The sequence below is a fragment of the Veillonella nakazawae genome, from assembly GCF_013393365.1.
Classification (GTDB): domain Bacteria; phylum Bacillota; class Negativicutes; order Veillonellales; family Veillonellaceae; genus Veillonella; species Veillonella nakazawae.
Genome location: NZ_AP022321.1, coordinates 503,849 through 527,500, shown reverse-complemented (window position 1 = coordinate 527,500; position 23,652 = coordinate 503,849). Strand labels below are relative to the sequence as shown.

At 39.4% G+C, this 23,652-nt stretch carries 10 protein-coding genes, 2 tRNA genes and 2 rRNA genes (1 of these 14 running past the window's edge); 3 read left to right on the top strand and 11 right to left on the bottom strand.

From position 1 onward, the window contains the following. The 4 genes from VEIT17_RS02280 to VEIT17_RS02265 all read right to left on the bottom strand — a co-directional run. Nucleotides 1-816, bottom strand: a 23S ribosomal RNA gene (locus tag VEIT17_RS02280); it reaches 2,119 nt to the left of the window's first position. A 251-nt stretch (nucleotides 817-1,067) separates the two neighbouring features. Further along, a tRNA-Ala gene (locus tag VEIT17_RS02275) sits at nucleotides 1,068-1,143 on the bottom strand. 129 nt (nucleotides 1,144-1,272) lie between these two features. Then, nucleotides 1,273-1,349 (bottom strand) — tRNA-Ile (locus VEIT17_RS02270). 111 nt (nucleotides 1,350-1,460) lie between these two features. After that, nucleotides 1,461-3,023 (bottom strand): 16S ribosomal RNA (locus tag VEIT17_RS02265). Together the 16S and 23S rRNA genes with 2 tRNA genes alongside form the textbook arrangement of a ribosomal RNA operon. A gap of 593 nt (nucleotides 3,024-3,616) precedes the next feature. Between VEIT17_RS02265 and VEIT17_RS02260 the strand changes: the two genes are divergently transcribed. Continuing rightward, on the top strand, nucleotides 3,617-4,348 hold the full coding sequence (locus VEIT17_RS02260; RefSeq protein WP_024066516.1) for an SIMPL domain-containing protein: 732 nt from the start codon (nucleotides 3,617-3,619) through the stop codon (nucleotides 4,346-4,348). Here the strand turns inward: VEIT17_RS02260 and VEIT17_RS02255 are convergent. Continuing rightward, nucleotides 4,329-5,075: a ubiquinone/menaquinone biosynthesis methyltransferase gene (locus VEIT17_RS02255; RefSeq protein ID WP_178884581.1), complete on the bottom strand. Its 747-nt coding sequence runs from the start codon at nucleotides 5,073-5,075 to the stop codon at nucleotides 4,329-4,331. The genes VEIT17_RS02260 and VEIT17_RS02255 overlap by 20 nt on opposite strands. A gap of 343 nt (nucleotides 5,076-5,418) precedes the next feature. On the opposite strand from VEIT17_RS02255, the gene sstT reads away from it, so the two are divergent. Continuing rightward, complete coding sequence (gene sstT / locus VEIT17_RS02250) at nucleotides 5,419-6,639, top strand: serine/threonine transporter SstT (RefSeq protein WP_024066514.1); 1,221 nt, start codon at nucleotides 5,419-5,421, stop codon at nucleotides 6,637-6,639. A gap of 263 nt (nucleotides 6,640-6,902) precedes the next feature. Then, nucleotides 6,903-8,423, top strand: coding sequence for a dihydrolipoyl dehydrogenase family protein (locus tag VEIT17_RS02245; RefSeq protein ID WP_178884579.1), 1,521 nt, complete (start codon nucleotides 6,903-6,905; stop codon nucleotides 8,421-8,423). Nucleotides 8,424-8,470: 47 nt separating this feature from the next. Here the strand turns inward: VEIT17_RS02245 and VEIT17_RS02240 are convergent, their stop codons facing one another. From VEIT17_RS02240 to VEIT17_RS02215, 6 genes are all read right to left on the bottom strand, one after another. Continuing rightward, nucleotides 8,471-9,589, bottom strand: a complete 1,119-nt coding sequence (locus tag VEIT17_RS02240; RefSeq protein ID WP_178884577.1) for an IS256-like element ISVesp1 family transposase — start codon at nucleotides 9,587-9,589, stop codon at nucleotides 8,471-8,473. Nucleotides 9,590-9,855: 266 nt separating this feature from the next. Beyond that, nucleotides 9,856-10,512 (bottom strand): hypothetical protein, encoded by a 657-nt coding sequence (locus VEIT17_RS02235; protein ID WP_024065438.1) that lies wholly within the window; start codon nucleotides 10,510-10,512, stop codon nucleotides 9,856-9,858. A 134-nt stretch (nucleotides 10,513-10,646) separates the two neighbouring features. Further along, nucleotides 10,647-11,768 carry an AI-2E family transporter gene (locus VEIT17_RS02230; protein ID WP_178884575.1) on the bottom strand — a complete coding sequence of 374 codons (1,122 nt, stop codon included), beginning with the start codon at nucleotides 11,766-11,768 and terminating at the stop codon, nucleotides 10,647-10,649. Between the two features lie 190 nt (nucleotides 11,769-11,958). After that, the gene (locus VEIT17_RS02225; RefSeq protein WP_178884573.1) at nucleotides 11,959-12,996 is read right to left on the bottom strand and encodes an OmpA family protein; all 1,038 of its coding nucleotides are present in this window, start codon (nucleotides 12,994-12,996) and stop codon (nucleotides 11,959-11,961) included. Between the two features lie 645 nt (nucleotides 12,997-13,641). Further along, nucleotides 13,642-15,051 (bottom strand): MATE family efflux transporter, encoded by a 1,410-nt coding sequence (locus VEIT17_RS02220; protein WP_178884571.1) that lies wholly within the window; start codon nucleotides 15,049-15,051, stop codon nucleotides 13,642-13,644. 253 nt (nucleotides 15,052-15,304) lie between these two features. Continuing rightward, nucleotides 15,305-23,491 carry a YadA-like family protein gene (locus tag VEIT17_RS02215; protein WP_178884569.1) on the bottom strand — a complete coding sequence of 2,729 codons (8,187 nt, stop codon included), beginning with the start codon at nucleotides 23,489-23,491 and terminating at the stop codon, nucleotides 15,305-15,307. Nucleotides 23,492-23,652: the final 161 nt, after the last annotated feature.

Below are 23,652 nucleotides of genomic sequence, written 5' to 3'. Positions count from 1 at the left end.
CACCCCTATCCACAACTCATCCCAAAGCTTTTCAACGCTCACGAGTTCGGTCCTCCACACAATTTTACCTGTGCTTCAACCTGGCCATGGATAGATCACTACGGTTTCGGGTCTACTATTACTAACTGAACGCCCTGTTCAGACTCGCTTTCGCTGCGGCTCCGTGTCTTCCACTTAACCTCGCTAGCAACAGTAACTCGTCGGTTCATTCTTCAATAGGCACGCCGTCGTCCTGATATATATACAGACTTCGACTGTTTGTAGACATACGGTTTCAGGTTCTCTTTCACTCCCCGCCAGGGGTTCTTTTCACCTTTCCCTCACGGTACTATGCGCTATCGGTCGATATCAGTATTTTGGCTTGGAGGGTGGTCCCCCCTGCTTCCCACAAGGTTTCACGTGTCTCGTGGTACTCTGGATACAGTCCCATGTATGCAAGGTTTCGATTACAGGGCTTTCACCTTCTTCGGCTGAGCTTTCCAACTCGATTCTTCTACCTCATTTACACTTGATGACTGTCCTCAACCCCGGTGCGGTTGCCCGCTCCGGTTTGGCCTCTTTCCCGTTCGCTCGCCGCTACTAAGAAAATCTCGTTTGATTACTTTTCCTCTGGGTAATTAGATGTTTCAGTTCCCCAGGTGCCCTCCTCATAGTCTAAGGTATGGGTGACAGTGCATAACCACTGCCGGGTTCCCCCATTCGGAAATCTACGGGTCAAAGGTTGCTTGCACCTCTCCGTAGCTTATCGCAGCTTACCGCGTCCTTCTTCGGCTGATATCGCCAAGGCATCCACCGTACGCCCTTAAAATCTTTACTTAAGATTTTATTGACATGCATTAGATACATTGTCGTTTATTTTGTAGCCGTACATTTTCATGTACGTCACCATTAAGTCAGAGAATTATTTCCTATGTGCTCGGGTCAACCTACTTAGAAATTCTAAGAGATGACCTTACAAATATATATTAATTCTTCTATGCAGTTTTCAAAGAACAAACAATTGTAACTGATTGTTTAAATCAGCTTAGTTATTTTAGTACAAAACAGACTAGCTGTCAAATACTAAATGGTGGAGACGAGGAGATTCGAACTCCTGACCCCCTGCTTGCAAGGCAGGTGCTCTCCCAACTGAGCTACGCCCCCGTAATGGGTTAACTTAAGTCTCGATAATCCATTCCGAAGAATCCGTTATCTTTTATAAGTTTTACCTATCAAATTAGCTCTTAGTGTCTGTACTCTACACAAAGTGTATTTCAAGTTATATGAGCCAACTGGTGGGCCTAGGTGGACTCGAACCACCGACCTCACGCTTATCAGGCGTGCGCTCTAACCAGCTGAGCTATAGGCCCATATCTGTAGATTGAGAGTCTTTACAGATCTCTCAAAACCGAACAATGTTAGGTGCCAAAGTGTCGACCTAAGTGACATCCAAGCTCTTGGCTTGGTGTATGTCTCCCTAGAAAGGAGGTGATCCAGCCGCACCTTCCGATACGGCTACCTTGTTACGACTTCACCCCAATCATCGACTTTACCTTAGACGGCTGGCTCCCGAAGGTTACCCCACCGGCTTTGGGCACTTCCGACTTTCGTGGTGTGACGGGCGGTGTGTACAAGGCCCGGGAACGTATTCACCGCAGTATGCTGACCTGCGATTACTAGCGATTCCGACTTCACGTAGGCGAGTTGCAGCCTACGATCCGAACTGAGAGAGTGTTTCTCGGGTTTGCTCCACCTCGCGGTATTGCTTCCGTCTATTAACTCCCATTGTAGTACGTGTGTAGCCCAGGTCATAAGGGGCATGATGATTTGACGTCATCCCCGCCTTCCTCCGCATTGTCTGCGGCAGTCTCTCATGAGTTCCCACCCGAAGTGCTGGCAACATAAGATAGGGGTTGCGCTCGTTGCGGGACTTAACCCAACATCTCACGACACGAGCTGACGACAACCGTGCACCACCTGTTTTCTGGCTTCCGAAGAAGAGGAACTATCTCTAGTTCTGTCCATCAATGTCAAGACCTGGTAAGGTTCTTCGCGTTGCGTCGAATTAAACCACATACTCCACCGCTTGTGCGGGCCCCCGTCAATTCCTTTGAGTTTCAACCTTGCGGTCGTACTCCCCAGGCGGGGTACTTATTGCGTTAACTCCGGCACAGAAGGGGTCGATACCTCCTACACCTAGTACCCATCGTTTACGGCCAGGACTACCGGGGTATCTAATCCCGTTCGCTCCCCTGGCTTTCGCGCCTCAGCGTCAGTTTTCGTCCAGAAAGTCGCCTTCGCCACTGGTGTTCTTCCTAATATCTACGCATTTCACCGCTACACTAGGAATTCCACTTTCCTCTCCGATACTCTAGATTGGCAGTTTCCATCCCATCACGGGGTTAAGCCCCGAACTTTTAAGACAGACTGACCAATCCGCCTGCGCGCGCTTTACGCCCAATAATTCCGGACAACGCTTGCCACCTACGTATTACCGCGGCTGCTGGCACGTAGTTAGCCGTGGCTTTCTATTCCGGTACCGTCAATCCTTCTAACTATTCGCAAGAAGGCCTTTCGTCCCGATTAACAGAGCTTTACAACCCGAAGGCCGTCATCACTCACGCGGCGTTGCTCCGTCAGACTTTCGTCCATTGCGGAAGATTCCCCACTGCTGCCTCCCGTAGGAGTCTGGGCCGTGTCTCAGTCCCAATGTGGCCGTTCATCCTCTCAGACCGGCTACTGATCATCGCCTTGGTGGGCCGTTACCCCTCCAACTAGCTAATCAGACGCAATCCCCTCCTTCAGTGATAGCTTATAAATAGAGGCCACCTTTCATCCATCCTCGATGCCGAGATTAGATCGTATGCGGTATTAGCAGTCGTTTCCAACTGTTGTCCCCCTCTGAAGGGCAGGTTGATTACGCGTTACTCACCCGTTCGCCACTAAGATTGATAGAAGCAAGCTTCCATCGCTCTTCGTTCGACTTGCATGTGTTAAGCACGCCGCCAGCGTTCGTCCTGAGCCAGGATCAAACTCTCCAAGATATCTTGAAGCTATTTGAATAGCTCATTATTTGTTGTCGTTACATGTAAGTAACTTTGAATTATGGTTGGTTTTGACTTTGTCAAAACCCGCACTCTGGCATATGTTCAATCATATGATTGATTACCTATCATTGTTCAGTTTTCAAAGATCTGTTATCAGTTTCACGCTTCAGTGAAGCGCCATCTGACGACTTGATTATAATAACATGTGAGCACTTTCATGTCAACACATTTTATAATCTTTTTTGAAGTTCTTTCGAACTTCAAAGTGTATTTCTACACTCATTAAGAAACAGTCGCTCGAACGACTGTATGGATATTATAGTATAACCAAAAAATAATGGCAACCCCCAATTCTCAATTTCACACAACTTTCATTGCACATTCATTTTCCAACCTAAAAACTTAAGATTGATTTTATACAACCTATTTTGTATAATGTAGCTGTAATATAGACTCTTTCACTTATGTAGTTATATAGTTATATACCATTAAATACTATATTTTAATTTTGAATTAGCTCTATATTTCAATTTAGTCTTTTATTATGGTAGTTATTATTAATATTATAATAATGTGTGAGGAGATTGAGTATGAAATTATCCAAACGTTTATTATCCAAAACAGTTGCTATTGCTGCGGTATGTGCAACTATGGCCACTGCAGCCTTTGCTGCACCACAAGGTACATTTGATACCTCTGAAATTCAAATTACAGGCGAAGCCTCTCGTTCTGTAGCACCTAACTATGCGATTTTAACACTTGGTATTACTAGTGAAAACACTAATATCAATGCTGCAAAATCCAATAACGATCGCATCATGAGTGATTTAATCAGCAAGTTAGGTCATTTAGGTATCGACAAAAAAGATATTTACACATCTAACATTTCTATTAACCCTACAAGTGATTATCAAGATGGCAAACGAATTAACACTGGTTATAGTGTAGCAAATCGTGTGACTGTAAAAATCAACAATCTTGATAATGTAGGAAAGGCTGTTGACGCTGCTGTTAGCGCTGGCGCCAACGATATCAACAACCTTTCATTCCAAAATGATGTATCTCAACAACTATCTGATTCTTTAACTACCGAAGCAATTCAAGACGGTCGTCATAAAGCTGAGGTTATAGCTGCAGCCCTTGGTCGTACTTTAGGCCCTGTAAAAACTGTTTCTATCAGCACACCACAAACAAGCTCTATGGACTCTGGTTCCTATCGTAACGCCTTAATGTTAAAAGCGTCTCTCGAAACTGCTACTCCTGTTGAAAAAGGATCATTAGTAGTTTCTCAAGACGCTAATATTACTTATTATTTACAATAGAATTTTCTGGTACCACACCTTCGTGGACCGCTACAATGCCGCCTGTCAATTCATGATAGGTGGCATTTTCATATCCTAAAGATTTCCAGATTTCAAGAATCTCACTTTGATGAGGATATCTGCGTAAGGATTCTGGCAACCATGCATAAGAGGAATTATCCTTACTTAACTTACCTAAAATAGGTAATATATAGGAGAAGTAGAAATTATATAACTGTTTAAAACCAAACATGCTTGGCTTTGCGAGTTCTAACACAACTACTTTTCCACCTGGCTTTACAACACGTTGCATTTCAGATAACACTTGTTTAATATCTGGCACATTACGCATTGCAAATCCGCTCATAGCAGCATCAAATGTGTTATCTGCATATGGTAATGCCATCGCATCACCTTGAACAAGATTAACTTGATCTATTAAACCAGCATCTTCAATGCGTACACGACCTTGATCAAGCATCTCACTATTAAAGTCCAAAGCCTCCACCCTTAATGTTGGTTCTTGACGTAACGCTTCCTTTGTAAACACACAAGTGCCACAAGCTACATCAAGTATACGTTGATTTGGACCTATATTCATTGCTTTTACAGAAAATTTGCGCCAGTAATAATCCTGTCCAAAACTCAAGACTGTATTCATCAAATCATAATTCTTAGCAATATTAGAGAATACACCTTGCACAAATTCTTCTTTATCTGCATATGTTTTAAATTCTTTCGTATTCATTATGGTCCTTTCACTAATCAAGAACTATATTCAAACTCTTTACTCGCATAGTATATCATACTATGCCTCCTATCAAAAGAATCCTATTATATATACTATATATAGTAATTATGTAATAAGCACATATTTAGTTAAAACCATATATTCACTACTGTTAAAATTAGTATATTACAAAATAAACATCGTTATCAATCACAGTAGATTTAATTTAACTATATATAAATGACTATGATATTATCTATTGCCACCATCCTGTGTTCGTTGTATAATGACATATGTCCATGACGAAAAGATATCTTTTCCATGGTCTTTTATTAGTTTTTATTAAGTATTGGAGTGTACTATGAATCGATTTGTAAAATCAATCAATAGAGTCAGTCTAATCCAACAAATTATCATAGGTTTGATTATTGGTATTTTGACAGCTCTATATGTGCCAGATGTGGCAAATGAATTAGCTTTATTAGGCGTTCTCTTCGTTGGTGCTTTAAAAGGGATTGCACCAATCCTCGTATTCTTCCTTGTAATTGCAGCCATCAGTAAACACCGTTCTGGTCAAAAAACAGGTATGGGCTCTGTAATCACATTATATTTATTAGGTACATTCCTTTCTGCAGCGCTTGCTGTAGTCGTAAGCTTTATGTTCCCTACTACTTTACACCTTGCAGCTAGTGCAGCTGATGCAGCTCCACCACAAGGTATCGTAGAGGTAATGAAAACACTTTTAAAAAATATTGTTGATAACCCTGTGAAAGCCTTAATGACGGCTAACTATATCGGCATTTTAGGTTGGGCACTTATCATCGGTGGCGCTTTACGCCATGCACCAATGAATACTAAAGAAATAATGGAGTCTATCGCTCAAGCTATTACAACTGTAGTAGGTTGGATTATCCGCTTTGCTCCTCTTGGTATTATGGGTCTTGTAGCTGATTCTATCGCTACTAACGGTATCGAAGCTTTGATTGGTTATTTCCAATTACTCGTATTACTACTTGGTTCTATGATTTTCGTAGCATTAGTAGTAAACCCACTTCTATCTTTTGTATATCTTCGCCGTAATCCATATCCATTGGTTTTCAAATGTTTACGTGAATCTGCAATCTATGCGTTCTTTACTCGTAGCTCTGCTGCAAACATCCCTGTTAACCTCGATTTAGCGAAACGTTTAAAACTTAACCCTGATATGTATTCCGTATCCATTCCATTGGGTGCAACAATCAATATGGGTGGTGCAGCGATCACAATTACAATCATGACATTAGCTGCTGCCCATACACTTGGAATCGTTGTAGATATCCCTACAGCAATTCTCTTATCTGTTATTGCTACTATCGGTGCTTGTGGTGCTTCTGGCGTTGCTGGTGGTTCCCTACTTCTAATTCCTCTTGCTTGTTCTCTATTTGGTATCTCCAATGACATCGCAATGCAAGTTGTAGGTGTAGGCTTCATCATTGGCGTTTTACAAGACTCCACTGAAACAGCACTTAACTCCAGTACAGATATTCTCTTCACTGCTACTGCAGATTATGCGAAACGTGGCTATCACGAAAACTGGAATTAAATATAATTTTACAATCATACCAAAGACGGTCCTTCGGGACCGTTTTTTTTGTATTAAAAGGTCCATAATTACTAGATTACTATACGACTTATAAATATATTCATTGTATAATATAAAGAACATACTTTATAAATCAACATAGGTATCAATATTAATCATATACGTTTATATTAATTACAATCACCTATATTGATTTTCTTCAATATAGTGTTATAATGGAGTTAATAATAACTATTAACAGATAGCAATAGAAAGGAATCAACATGAAACAATACGATATTATTGTGGTTGGTACAGGTGGTGCAACCATCGTAGCTGACGCTGCGCTAAAAAAAGGCCTTAAAGTGGCCATCATAGAAAAAGGTAAATTCGGTGGCACATGCCTAAATCGCGGTTGTATTCCTACGAAAGTAATGGTTACAGCAGCTAATGCCATTCAAGAGGTAGAAGAGTTCAAAAAAATAGGCGTCAATGTTGGCGATGCAACTATGGATTGGGACACTGTAGCTAAACGTACATGGCATATGATTGACAAGTCTGCAGGCATCTATGATTACTATAACTCTTATGACAACGTAGATGTATATCGCGGTGCTGCAAGTTTTGTGTCCGATAAGGTTATGAATATCCACCTTAACGATGGCTCTGGTATCGTAGAAATCACAGCTCCAACAATTATTCTAGGTACTGGTGGTTATAGCAACATACCAAATGTACCTGGTCTAAAAGAAGCAGGCTTCCTTTCTAGTGAAAGTTTATTTGGCGATAAGTTCCCGAAACAACCGTATAAATCGCTTGCAGTACTTGGTGCAGGCCCTATCGGCGTAGAATTCGGTCACGTATTTGATGCAGCTGGTACTGAAGTTACCATCATTCAACATAATGTGCGCCTTGTACCTAAAGAAGACGAAGAGATGTCCGAACATCTTCTTCAAAACTACAGGGCTCGTGGTATTAATGTAATCTTAAACCAAGACACTGTTGAAATCCGTCAAGAAGATGGTCTTAAAGTTGTAGTCACTAAAGATCGTAGCACTGGTGAAGTTACAGAAACTAAGGTAGAAGAAATCCTCGTAGCAGCTGGCATTCGTCCTGCTGTAGAAGAGCTCCACCTCGAAAATACAGGTATTGAAACATGGCCAAAGGGCTGGATTAAAACAAACGAGTTCCTCGAAACATCTGTTGATGGCATCTATGCCTTAGGCGATGTAAATGGTGAACCAGCATTTCGTCATCGTGCGAACTATGAAGCTGATATTATTGCCCACAATCTATACTTTGCTAAAAACGAAGAAGATTTCCGTTGGGCACGTTATGATACATTGCCAAAGGTTACCTTCTCCTACCCTGAAATTGGTAGCGTAGGTCTTACTGAAGCAGAAGCTATCAAAGCTGGTTATAATGTAGGTGTAGGCAAAAACTACTACTCCTCCACAGCTAAAGGCTATGCAATGGGTATCAACCCTGGCGATGTAAATGACGGCTTTGTTAAAATCGTGGTAGACAAAGATACTAATTATATCCTTGGTATGCACGTAACAGGTCCTCAAGCGTCTATCCTCTTCCAACCATATGTAAACCTTATGAACAGTGGTGTAACTCCGTTGACAGCAATTAATGAAGAAATCGCTTCTGAACGTACTAAACGCTTACGTGAAAAAGGTATTACTCGCGAAATGGACCCTAAATCCGTTATCACTGTAGGTGAAACTATGAGCCCACATCCGTCCTTAATCGAGGTTATTATGTGGACACAAGCATACTACGAACACCGTTGGCAATAGTAAATATATATCCATTATAGGGTTATAGGACAAAAAGTGTTGCTATTTTAGTCCCAAAGATTGGTAAATAGGCGATCATAATTATGCAAATCACTCCAAACAATAGCATCACCCCAAGTCGGAATAGAAGCTTCTAACCTAGATTGTTCATGTATGGTATGATATATATCAGAAATACTCTTGTTGGTCGGCATAACCTTAAGTATTTCTGCATTAGAAAGCGGGTTTGGTGAGTGCATATAGCACCACCAGAACACCGCTTTTATTCGTCTTTCAATAGACATTCCTCTATGATTACGTAACATAGTGCGTAACTGAGCATTTACACCACCTTCTATACGCTTATTAGTAGCTGGGCAGGCACATGTTAACGATGCATCTAAGTAAGTAAATAAACATCTTTTGTTAATCAATTTAACTAAGGAATTTTCTGCTTTTATAAGTCGTTCATGTTTAGGTCGTATCGTACCATTTTCATCAACTGTTATTTCTGATAGGAATACTCTATGTCGTACTTTCCATGACATAACGTTTTGTACCCACTTTATAGCATGATCTTGCGTGTGTATTGTTAATAAATCCCTTGCAATTCCATATAACTCACAACCAGCAATCGTTTTAGGACGTATTGTTGTATAGCGTTTTACTTGTTGAAATGCATGAAATAAGCATCTTTGTAGTTTGGCTTTCGGCCAAACTTTTTTTAATGCCTTTTGAAAGCCGGTACCACCATCGGATATAACTACTATAGGTGATGAAATACGTCGTAATAAAGCCTCCCAAGCCTTAGAATGCTCATATCTACAAACATACCAGCCTAAGACATGCGTCTCATTACAACAGATTAAAATACAAGCATTTCTAGCTAAATAAATACCATCAACAAATACCACACTACTTGATGATTCAACTTTTGGTGGTAATGGCCAAAGCTCCCAAAACTGTGATGTTTTTCTACGAAATGAACGTCCATCGCCAGCCATATCTAACTGTGTGTGTTTACCAAATAACCAATCCAAAAATATCTGTAAATTATTGTTAGTTTTATTCACTTTATTTGTGAATGAGTAAGAACATTGATTACAATACCAACGTTGAGAACCCGCATTTGTTTTACCATTTCTCTTACAGACGAAACCACAATTAGGGCATCTGACTAGTTTCATAATTATACTCCTTCTAAAAAATATATCTCTTTAGAAAGATAAAACCTCATTTGAGTCAGTAAAATCAAGGAGTTTCAGACTTTTTAGCAACACTTTTTGTCCTATATGTAAAAGTTACTCAAAAAGATAAAATGCCGATGGAGCTAGTATTTAACTAGTTCCATCGGCATTAATAGCAACACTTTTTGTCCTATAACCCCCATTATATAAAATAAAGAGCTGAAGATTTTATCTTCAGCTCTTTATTTATAATATCGCTAAATAGATTAACGACCCATATCAATGGTGTTATCCCAAATAATATTTGTTTTACGACCGTCGAAACCTTGATCTGGTTCAGGAGGTAATTTACTAGATTTAGATTGACCTACATAAGCCCCTGTTTCAGCATCTACAGTAACTACAGTCTTTTTACCATCTTGATGCATTGTCATATAGTATAGGATCTTGCCTTCATGCGCTTCAATTTTCCAGCCTTTTACGACTGCATCAGCACCAAGTTGTTGTTTTGCAACGCGCTCAGCTTGAGCTGCTTCGATAACTTTATCTTTATTGAAGATTTCACCGATAACTTTCTTAGGTTTGCCACCTTCATCCATATCAGAAGTATTACCAGTGATAACGTCGATTTTCATCTTATATTGATGATATTTACTATAGCCTACTACTTTGTAACCATAGTTCAAATCATTAGAGTTAAGCTCTACAGAATGAAGTGCTGCATTAGGAAAACGGTTTTGGAAAATAGTACCAATTTTACTCATAGTCATAACCATGGATTCCCCTGGCGCACGTTGTACAGAAATATCAGTACTTGTTTCTGGTTTTGTTTTACGTGCATCTGCCACACTAGGTGTAGCAACGGACAATACGCCAACTGCCAATACACCAGTTAATGCCATAGAAATCAACTTTTTATTCATTACATATCCTCCTACTATATACAATGCTTTCACCTATGGTAAAAGCCATCCGTATACTAGAATTACTATAATTTCGTGCTATATGCAACAGCACACAAAACATACATAAATAGATATATTATTTAGACAATATACTATAAACCTTCATTCGATGCAAGTCGATCGTTTACATCAGTCATAAGCAATTTGTAACATGTTGCCACCAAAGGTACGCCAATCAACATGCCAGTGACCCCCATTAAACTACCACCAACGATAACAGCTGCAAACACCCACAAACCAGGCAAGCCAACGGAATTACCTACGATCTTAGGATAAATAAAGTTGCTTTCAATTTGATGAAGCACCTCTAATATAATCACATAAATTAATGCATCCATAGGGCTAACAGTGAGCAAGATAACTGCGCCTATAACGCCACCCACATAAATACCTAACAATGGAATTAATGCAGTAAGGCCAATAACACAGGCAATCGTAGTGGCATATTCAATATTAAATGCCCATAGTGAAATACCAACCATAATGCCTAAAATCAAGGCATCTATGAACTGGCCTACAAAGAAGTTACTGAAGGTTTGAACAGCAACACGTGTGACATAACTAACGCGATTTACCCACTCATCGGATGCATAAGCTCGTAAAATACGTTTGCCTTGCATCATAAGTCGCTCTTTATCGAGCAACATATAAATGGCAAAGATTAAACCTAAACCTATATTCAAAGTCCAAGATAAGGCTGTCCCCATCGCATTAACTAGGTATGTACCTCCCTTTGTGCCCCACTCGCGAGTATATTTAACAATACTTTCACCACTCAAGGTATCCATAAGAGTTTGATTGGAGGCCATTGGAATGGTTTCTGTAAAGTGTTGCATCCATGTTTGGAAATCTGTATACAACTGCGGCGAAGAAGATACGATAATCGACATGGAATGAATCAATTGTGGAATCGCCATGCGAGCAATGAAATACACGATAGCACTGATAGTAACAAAGGATAATACAAGACTTAAAGGTCGTCTAATTTTATCTTTCCAACCAGTTTTACTCTTAGGCCACAGCCAGCGTTCATAACGCACAACGAGAATATCGAGGACAAATGCGATACAAGCACCTACTATAAGTGGAACAAAAGCAGTAATAATGGCATCAATAGCATTGGCTATATCGCTAATACGGAGCGCCATCATGATCATAACGCCAGCCAATATAATGGCCCCTATAAGCGGTTTGTAATATTTAAATCGTTTCATATATAACCTACTTTACTATACTCACAATGCATACATTACCAAAACTTAATGAACATTGTATGACCTACGATTGTATGCAAGTTTAGTATAACACAAAAGTCCACCTTATCACATGCTCGGTCCCCCGATGAACACGAGAGCATGATAGAAGGTGGACTTATTATATGTCTAATCTAAATTAGATTGAAGATTAGCGGTGAATGTAAACGTCTACACGACGGTTTTCAGCTTTACCTGCTGCAGTAGAGTTAGTTGCCACTGGTTTAGTGTCGCCATTAGCGATACCGATGAAACGATCAGCAGATACGCCGTTGTTTACTAAGTATTGAGCTACGTATTGTACGCGGCGTTCGGACAAGCCAACATTGTATTGAGGAGTTGCATCAGTATCAGCATTACCCAACAATTTGATTTGATCTTGAGAGTATTGGTTAGCAGCGTTTACAGCAGCTGTCAAGTTTGGATATTGGTCTGCACGAGCTACATCTTGGTCGGAATCGAAGTAGATAGATTGTACATAGTAATCCAATTTAGGAGTTTTGTATACAGGAGCTTCTACTACAGGAGCTGGAGCTGGAGTGTATACAGGAGCTGGAGCTGGAGTTGCTACAGGAGCTACTGTTTTGTGACCACCAAAACGGTAGGACAAGCCAACTACAGGACCTTGGAAGGAGATATTTTCATTATCTGCATGTTTTGTGTTGATATAACGGTAACCAGCGTTAATATCCAAGTCTTCGTTCACTTTGTAGCCTAAACCAGCTTCCCAAGTGGAAGTTTTCTTAGTACCTACACCAGCTTTACCATAAACTTCTACTTTAGAGCCAAGGTTAGCTTTACCAATTACACCTGCTTGTGCAATGTTGTTAGCTTTAGCGAAGTCATCGCCAGAAATATGAGCATAGCCACCATATACAGCGAAGTTTTTGTTCAAGGATTGAACCAAGTTTACTTCGTGCATTTTGTCGCTATAGCCAATGCCACCCAATTTGTCGTTCAAACCATGGTAACCATATTGAATAGCAGTTTTGTCAGACAAAGCGTATGTCAAACCACCATCAAAGTTCCATTTTGCATCAGCATTGAAATGTTCAGTTTTTGCTTTAGAATGAGCTGCACCAAGATCAACTTGGAATTCGCCTTTGTTGAATTGAGTTTGTGGAGTTGCGCCAGCTACGGATACGCCTACAGCAGCAACTGCCAATAAAGCTAATAATTTTTTGTTCATTATAATTCCCTCCAAAAATAGCCCACAACAATACACAGGGCCTTGGTAATAATATACTTTCATTTTACACAACTTTTCGATAAATTTCAATATCTTTTATGAATTTACCATGAGAATTTCGAATTTTATCTATATTCAGTTGTTATTTCTTTCAAATTCAAAAATACAATTATCTTTATAATATTAGGAATATTAAGGGGCTAATTATCAAAACTAATGATCCTCCCCTTTATTCTTTTAAGATATATCTTATATTTATCTTAGCCTATCTTTAAAATTAAGCGAACAAATAAAAGTAAAAACCGCCTTAGTAAAACTAAGGCGGTTTTCACTTGTTTCTTATATATATCCCTTACATATATACACGAAATCATGGATTTCAGGTCCGATAACACATTCCCCAATGTGTCATTTTTTCCACATTTGGTATTGTACATCAAATAAATTGAATAGGCAAGAAGTTTTTCATAAACTTTTCATAAATTATTCTATTTTTTTCAATATAGCTAGTAATCCTAAATAAAACATTGTAGATTCTATCTATATCAAAGCTATATATCGAACAATTTAAACTTTAGATTTTATATGAAAATTCATCGCATAAATGATATTCAAAATTAATATTTTGAATACTAATCAGTAAGATTAAACAATTTTATGCTGCCATGTACCTCGAACAAATCGGAAATAGGAACAACATAATCGTAAAGACTGATCGAAGCACAACGATAACCATGCGCCTAAAAGGCCTAAGCCAAATGTAATACACAATAGATACGTAATAATAGGTCGTATAATAGCTACACTAACAAGGGAATATTTCATAATATAATATGTATCCCCCGCTCCTTTTAGTACACCGGAATATACTTGCTGTAAAGCTTGAGGAAAGGCCGCAATGGCCATAAGCCCCATTAAGGCACCAGCTAACGTAACGACTTCACTTTCACGTGTATATAACTGTACCAATAAATCACCAGGACCAATAAATATGAGTGCACTTACGAGACCTACTACGAAACCAATACGAGCCCCAATTTTACCATACAAATTCGCAATATCTGGTCGTTTATGACCAAGACTCTGTCCCGTATGAGATGCCCCTGCAAAGCCAAGTCCCATAGCAAAGTAATAGAATATATCCATCAAATTCATACACACATAGTGTGCTGCTAATGGTACCGCCCCTAAGGATGCAACGATCATTGTGTACGTATACATACCAAATCGTTCAAAAAACTGTTCCCCTAATGAGCTACCGCCTACGTGGAACATAGTATGCAAAACGGTTCGTTCAAACTTCCACTTTGAAGGATGTCGCAAGGTTAATCCTGTAGTAGTATGTTGTGAAATCGTACGCAGTAATAATAGAGCAATAACGGCACTACTAATCATTGTCGAAACACCGGCGCCCATGACACCGAGTTCAGGAAAGAATCCAATACCATAAATCAAGAAGAAGTTCATTATAGTATTTAAAATATTACCTACTACATTGGACTTAAAAATAACCTTAGTATTGCCATACCCAATAAGGGCGGCCCCTACAATTTGACTAAAGGATTGAAATATTAGACTAATGACAACAAAACGACCATACCAGACAGCCGTTTCTATATAACCGTCTTCAGCACCTGTAAAGCGTAAGATATGCTCTAAATTAAAGAAACATATTGCCAATAAAGGTGCATAAATCAAGAAATTCAATAGTATGGACTGCTTAAGAACAGCATTCATACCATCAACTTCACTTTCACCGTGTCGGCGAGCTATAATAGCCGTTACCGCAATCGACAGGGCACGACAGAATATAAGCATCACCATCTCTGGCTGCCCCATAATACCAACTGAGGCAAGTGCGGAGGCACCGAGGGCCCCTACCATGGCTAAATCAATAGCTGTCATAAACTGTAGCATCAAACCTTGTAATGTAGCAGGCCAAGCTATTTTCAAATAATTGCCATACATCTGCTTTGTTGTACCTACAGGACCTAATCGTTCTGTAGCGGGCAACATAGCATCAATGGACAACCATCGTTGTATGCGGTCTAACATAGTAACTCCTATTCATGCAAGATCGTATAAGATTGAGCTATCTATTAGCCCCAATATCTTCTGTATTATATCACAACAATATATGAAAAGTCATTCATATATAATAATTTTATTTAATAATTTATATCAAATTTGCAAAAGAACCTCTTATAGTGTCTGAATATACCCTACCAGGTATTCCAACATATAAGAGGTTCTTTTAATTTTCAGAAAATATTATATCAGTCTATTTTATGAAATTAATTATCAACTATCAACCTTTGGATGCCAATAATTGACTAACTGCTGCACGCAAGTCTTCTAAGCCTTGTTTAGTTTCAGCTAGTTCTTGACGTTGACGCTCATTTTCAGCTTCCAACGTATTGAGACGAGCCGCTTGATCTGCGATAACAGTTTTTTGTTCACTATTTTCTTTTTTGAGACTAGATACTTCATCTTGCATTACATACACAGAGCTAATAGGGCCTGCTTTGTAACGATCAGGAATATTTTTCTTTTCTGGGCTAGAGCCAAATTTGTGAGTTACACCTGCATTGACCATGTTGCGGTTTGCACCAAGAGATACACCAACGTTGAACATTGTATCTTCATTTGTATAATGTGCAAGACCTAAGGCCGCTGCTGTTTCACCGCGATAGTTACCAACACCAGCCATCACTTGAGTTGGTTCCAATGGGTCATATTGAATTGGTTTCAACGCTGCCATTGCTGCTGCATGCGCACCTACGCGTTGTACCTCACCTGCTACTTGACCAATAGCATCGCCGATTCTAGCATTAGATGCTTTCAACTGACTAACATTAACTGCATCAGTATCATCTGTACCAGGTGCAATACCTTTAAGTTGGTTATTACCATTATTAAGGCCATCCTTAGTCAAGGAAATAGTACCTGCATTTGGATTATTAGGATTTGCACTGCCTGGTGTAATTGTTATGCCATTACCATCTGTAACAGTTGTGTTACCTGCTGCATCTTTAAATGTAGCAGACTTCATATCCTTCAGTTCAGGGTTTACTGCATAACTAATTGTTTTACCTACTTGGCTAACCATCATATTATTGCCCGCTTTGAAAGTAACTGTTTCATCAGTTTTTACTTTTTCAGCTGTTGCAGTTGGTGTGCTGTTAATACCAGAGCCTTCTGTACCAATAGTTGCATTCCATCCAGCATTTTCAACGGCGGATTTAACTTGATCTTCCGTAGCAGCACGGCCAGATGCAATATTATTTGGATCCCAAGTTTTGTTAGTTAATCCTGTAACAACACCATCTTTGCCATTTACTGCAACAGGATTATTACCACCTGTAGTAATAATGCCATCTTTACCATCGATGCCTACAGTACCAATTGTAGCCTTGCCATCCTTACCATCAAGAGCAATCTTATCGCCAGCTTTTACAGAACCATTTTTGCCATCGATAGCAACCGCATTAGCACCATCACCAGCTTTAATAGTACCATCTGTGCCATTAATTGCTACAGCATTACCATCTTTACCGGCTTTAATAGTACCAGTTGTACCATCTACAGTAACAGCCTTACTTGGATCTGTACCCAATGTAACCTTATCATTCAACTTGTTATCGTAAATGATATGTCCATCAGCGGCAGTAGTTTTAGTCAATACAATATTGCCTGTAGTACTACCAGCACTTTCACCACCATTAGCAGTCAATTCTGTTTTAGATGCCTTAGACTTAGACTCTAATTGACGTACATTGACAGCATCGGTATCATCTGTACCATCTGCAATATTAGAAATCTTATTGCCACCATTATTGAGACCATCTTTAGTTAAGGATACTGGATCCTTACCAGCTGCAGTAATAGTTACACCATCTTTAGTAAGAGCTGTATTATTACCATTGCCATCATCGATAACTGTACTATCTGCTGTAGAAGTATTTGTTTTTGTACCATCCGTAATCTTAGTACCATCTGCAGTTGTTGCTGTAGACTTAGTACCATCTGCTACTGTATTACCAGCTGCAGTAGATGTATTGGTTTGAGTACCCGCAGTTTGTGTAATAGAATCACCATTGATAACCGTTGTGTTATTACCGGTACCATTGAATCTTGCAGAGTTCATGTTCACAAGGTCTTTATTCAAGGAATATGTGAAGTCACGCCCATTTTGGTTGATTGTGATATTTTCACCAGCAATCATAGTAACCTTTGCGTCTTTACCTACTTTGGCATCTGATTTAGTACCAGTTTGTTTACCAGATGTAGTAGCATCCTTATCGGCTGTAATTTGCCATGTTTGGTTAGCTGCAGCATCAGCTACTACTTTCAATTGATCCTCAGTAGCAGCACGGCCAGATACAGCATTGCCATCCCAAGTCGTATTAGCAAGACCTGTTACATGGTTATTTGTACCATCTACTGTGACGCCACCAATATTAGCAGCTTTACCTGTAATAGTACCAGTAGTGCCATCTAACGTTACCGCCTTATTACCACCTGTTGTAATTGTATTATTTACACCATCGATAGCTGCACTACCAATAGTAGCCTTACCAGCAGTACCATCAATAACAATGGCATTAGCACCAGTACCAAATGTCAATGTATCATTAAGTTTTACATTGTAAATTGTATGACCATCCGCAGCAGTTGTAGACGTTAATTTTACATTACCAGTTGTTGCGTTAGCCGCTTCATCATCATTAGCAGTAATTTCTGTTTTGGATGCTTTTTTAGCGGCATTAATAGCATCTGCTACATTCTTAGCTGTTGCCACACCATCAGTAGACGGGCCTGTAATAGTGCCATCTGTACCAGCTGTAATAGCCGCTGTTTTTACATCATATTTAACAACGCCTGCATCATCGATAGTAGCAGTTGTTAACGTGCCATCTTTAAAGTTCAAGCCATCAGCCAAGGATACTTGTTTAGCTGTACCATCATTTGCTTTATAAGACAATTTAGTCTTCGCAGCAACTTTAGTACCGTCAATAGTTACCTTGTAATCCTTAGTTGTACCATCTGCACTTGGAGTACCTGTAACAGTCAACGGATTATCCGCATCAGTTGTATCAGTACTTACTGTAACTGCACTTACAGCAGATTTCTTAACCTCTGCTTCGGATACTTTTACAGTTAAGTTTTTACCATCTGCATCAGTTGTTACGTATTTACCGTCACCTTTGATACCAAATGTATCATCTTTAAGATTTACTACACCGGCAGATGTATTAGTATCGCCAGCAAATTTTAAATTGATTGCATCAGTGCTTGCTTTTGCAGCCTTGTTGATAGCATCTGCTACATTTTTAGCTGTTGCTAAGCCATCATCACCTGTGACAGATGCTGCACCTGTAGTGGCATTGCTATCGATAGTAGCACGTTTTGTAGACACCTCTACAGTATCACCATTCATCTTCGTAGAAATGAAATCACCAGTAGCACCTTTTACATTGAATGCTACATCACCATCTTTTAAAGATTGGCTAGAGGTTGTGCCACTATCTGCACCAAGGGACACTTTACGGCTCACAGCCGCTGTAGCATCATTGATCTTGGTCTTAGTATCATCGTTAATATCAAATGTTACCTTACCATCATTATCTACAGTAGCTTTTGTCATTGTACCATCTACAAAGTCTAAGCCTTTAGATAATTTAACGGACTTAGCATCTGTATCAGCTGCGCTATTAGCGCGATATGTTAACGTTTGGCTTGCTACAGTATCTTTCAACTGTTTTACGTTTACCGCATCAGTATCAGCTGTACCTTCAGCAACCTCTTGAATCTTATTGCCACCAGCATTGATTTCATCAAGACTAAACTGAACCATTTTACCTGCTGCACTTTGGAATGCCATGCCTTGAGCACTACCTTGAGCAAAATTCCCATCTTCATCATTAAATATGAGATTTTTAGAATCAAGAGAGCTGCTATTAGGTCCGGCTTGTAAAGATAAAGTACCAACGTCTAAATAAGTATTTGCTGTATTCAGTTGATTTACATCAATACCATTATTGATTCTAATACCATCACGGTCAATTTGTGTATAATTACCTACAGCTGGATCACCAAACTTACCGCTAGCATTAATTGCATCAAACTTGATTGTCTCACCCACACCATTTTCAAGAGAAATAGAGTTTAATTTCTTAAGATCTTTATTTAATGTGGTAGCGATATTTTTGCCAGTTTGTGTAACTGTAATATTATTATCACCAGTAAAGTCTACAGTATCACCACCGGCTACAGTAGTCGGTGTATCACCATTAGCAGATAGTTTCCATGCTGCACCATCTTTAGCTTGGCTAGCCGCTTTGTTAATAGCATCGGCCACGTTCTTAGCAGTTGCTAAGCCATCATCACCTGTAACAGAAGCAGTGCCTGCAGCATCGCTGTTGATAGTGGAACGTTTTGTAGAAACTTCTACAGTGTCGCCATTCATCTTCGTAGAAATGAAATCACCAGTGGCACCTTTCACATTGAATGCTACATCACCATCTTTTAAGGATTGACTAGATGCTGTACCACTATCTGCACCAAGAGAAATATTACGAGCAACTGCAACGGAAGAGTTATCTACTTTAGTTTTAGTATCTGTATCTAAACCAACAGTAATCGTTTGATTATTTACAGTCGCTGTCACACCATTTGTACCAGCCACATTAAGTTTTTGGTTTTTAAGATCAATAGTACCGTTATTAGTGCCATCTGTAATATTTAAATTTTGAGACAAGTTAGCAACAGCTTGCTTAACATCACCAATATTTGCTGCATTAGTATCAGTTGTACCGCCACTAGCAACATTAGTAATTGTTTTGTTACCTCCGTTGATACCATCAGTTTTATCAATAGAGATACCGCCTACAGTTACTTTATCTGTTGTGATACCAGTACCTGTAATTGCAGTCGTACCATTTGTTAAACCAGATGTATTCATTACTGTGTTACCAGCAGTAATAGAATCTACTGTAAGATCTTTCTTTGTGGCTACAGTAATTTTCTTTTTATCTGTACCATCTTGAGTGATTAAAATATTATCGCCATTAATAAGATCTACTGTGTCCCCACCTTGTACAGTTGTTTTATCAGTTGTGCTGGAATTTGTTGTAAGATTCCATGCCGCACCAGCTTTAGCTGCATCAGCTGCTTTATTGATAGCATCGGCTACATTTTTAGATGTTGCTAAGCCATCATCACCTGTTACAGATGCTGCACCTGTATTGGCATCGCTAGTAATAGCTGCACGCTTAGTGGAAATTTCAACAGTGTTGCCATTCATCTTCGTAGATACTAAGTCACCTGTCGCAGCTTTTACATTGAATGCCACATCACCATCTTTTAAGGATTGGCTAGATGCTGTGCCGCTATCTGCACCAAGAGAGATATTACGAGCTATTGCTGTAGAAGCATCATCTACTTTAGTTTTTGTAGTTGTATCAAGACCTACTGTAACAGTTTGGCCATTTACAGTTGTAGTTACACCATTAGTACCGGAAACAGTAAGCTTTTGATTTTTAAGGTTAACAGCACCATCTGTAGTGCCATCAGAAACAGTAAGGTTTTGAGATAAACCATCTACTGCTTTATTGATAGAATCTGCTACATTTTTAGCAGTCGCTAACCCATCTGTAGGGCTATTTACTTTAGCTTTACCATCAGCGTCATTAGTAATAGTTTCAGTGGCAGTAGAAATAGTTACAGTACCATTTGTACCTACCGTAGCTTTTGTAAAAGTACCATCTGTAAAGTTTAATCCATTCGCCAAGGATACTTTATTTGCATTGGCACCATTAGCTTTGTATGTCAATTGTGTTTGATTAGCTAATTTTATAGTATCGATACCAATAGCATAGTCCTTAGTATTTGTACCTGCTGTTGGTGTAATTGTAATAGGATTATCTGCCGTATTAGCCTTGCTAACAGTTACTGCGTCTACAGCTAAGTCTTTTACTTTTGCTGCATCAACAGCTACTTGTACACCTGTAGCAGAAGCCTTAGTAGTAACTAGATCGCCATCACCAGCCACTTTAAAGGTTGCGTCACCATCTTTAAGATACTTAAGACCTGTAGTTCCTGTATCACCGGTTAAACCAATACCTTTAGTCGTAGCATTTACCGTATTCTTGTCTAGACCAACAACAAGACTACCATTATTCGTACCCAATAAATCAGTTCTAATACCATTAGCACCGATTACTTTAAGTGGACTTTCACTAAGCTTAACACTGCCAGTTTTAGAATTTGTATCTAGTTTTAATGTAACAGCATCTACAGCATTCTTTACATCTGTAATATTAGCTGCATTAGTACCTATATTACCACCGCTAGAAACGTTGGTAATTTGCTGTCCCCCTGCACTAATACCATCGGTACCAAACTTAACAGTTTTCGTAGCAGTTTTTGCAGTTAAACCATCACGAGTTATGGTCACATTATTACTACCAGTAGTCGGACCAATTTGAAGCGTTGTATTACTCAATACATTATCGCCGGCTTTAAATGAATCGCCAGTAAAGTTTCTACCTTTTACAGAACCATTTGTACCATCTAGAGTAATTTGGTTACCACCAGAAGAAACAGTAACGGTTTTATTAGCTTTCACAGTATCTACAGTAATCGCCTTATTCAAAGAAGTAGTAATTTTTTTGCCACTACGCGTTACTGTAATATTGTTGTCCCCACCAAAGATTACAGTATCTGATTTATTGATTACTTCAGGCGCTGTAGAAGTATTCTCAGCAGCTAATTTCCAATGATATGCATTGGCAGAAATAGCTTTATTGATAGCATCTGCTACATTTTTAGAATCAGCCATGCCTGTAGCATTTGCAGAAGCTTGACCATTTGTGACATCAATATTTTGTGTTTTGCCAGAAATTGTAAGGTTTTGACCGCTGGCAGCTGTTGTAATATATGTATTATCGCCCTTAAGTCCTAATGTACTATTTGCGATATTCACATTGCCCGTATTTACATTACCAGAGAATGCAAGGTTAACACTCTTTAATTGGGCTACGTTAACTGCATCTGTATCTCTTGTGCCCGCTGCAAGACCTGTAAGTTGACGTGTTACAGTAGTACCATTACCAATAGAAACGGCACCAGTTGTACTAGTAAGTACATTGCCAGTTAAACCAGAATAATTATCTGTACGGTTTGTATTAGGATTATAACCTTTATTAGTAATACCACCTATTACATTAGCAACTGAATCTCGACCTAAAGCAACACCACCATCAACGGTAGCTCTAGAATCAGGACCAATAGCAACAGATTTAACTGCACTTGCATTAGCTCCAGTACCAATAGCAATAGAATGTTGAGATGTGGAGTTAACGCGACTACCTATGGCAATTGATTCTAAACCATTAGCTGTCGTAGCAGCGCCGATTGCAAGAGCTTTATTGCCTGTAGCTTTCGTTGGAGTAGATCCATAAGAACCAATGGCAATAGTTCCATCACTATTTGCTGAAGCACTACCACCTAACGCTACAGAATTATCACCATCAGCCGTTACATTCATCCCCATAGCAACACTATTAAATTTATTAGACTTAGCCGCTTGACCAACTGCAACACCGCCTAACGCAGCCGTAGTTCTATTAGTACCTACAGCAACACCATTTTTACCTATTGCAGATGATAGATGACCTACCGCAAGGGAATTTTCTCCCGTAGCAGTAGTTTGCATACCAACAGCAGTAGCCGATGTAGCACTAGCTGTAGATAAAATACCTAAAACTGTTGAAGACGCGCCTGTAGACGTATTCTTTCTGCCTACTGCTACCGCACCTTCACCGGTAGCTTGAGATTCAGAACCAACAGCTAGAGAATTAGATGTTTTAGCATTTGTCTTATAACCAATACTTACACCTGCACCCCCATCTGCCTTAGCAGCAGTACCAATAGCTACGCTATACCCACCAGAAGCAACAGCATAATTATTAAATTGATCGGATGATGCGCCACCAATAGCAACATCGCCAGCATTAGTTGCTTGTGCATATGTACCACCTGCAAAAGCGCCAAAGCCAGTCGCCTGAGTAGCACTACCAATAGCAGTACCACGAACACTAGAATTCGCGATTAGGCCTAAGGATACACCACCTCTGCCAGTCGCATGAGCACCAGCACCAATAGCTACAGCTGGTTGAGCTGGATCAGCATATTGTGAATTAGCTATTGCTCTGTAACCGATAGCAATAGATTGATTACTGTTGGACTGGGATTCATTACCGATAGCAAGACCATTAGTTAAGTTTGAATACATTTTAGTACCGCCCTCAATAGTTCCAGTCGGTCTATCTGCTGCAGTTACATCTGCAACTACACCAACTTGCATTGCCAAGGCAGCTAAGATACTTGCTACTACAATTTTCTTTTTCCCTGTTTTATTTTTTGCCATTTCAGATACTACAACATAGCACTGTTTGGACTTAGACCAAATTACTTTAAATATTTTATTCATATGTTTTCCTCTTCTAAATTACTAACCCTCAACTATATGAATCATATGTTCCACACTTCTCTCAGTCTGGAAATAATGAAAGCTACGCAGACTTTCATTTATAAAACCTATCTTTAATTTTACCATAATTCATCTAATCTTCTCAATTTAAAAGTGTATTT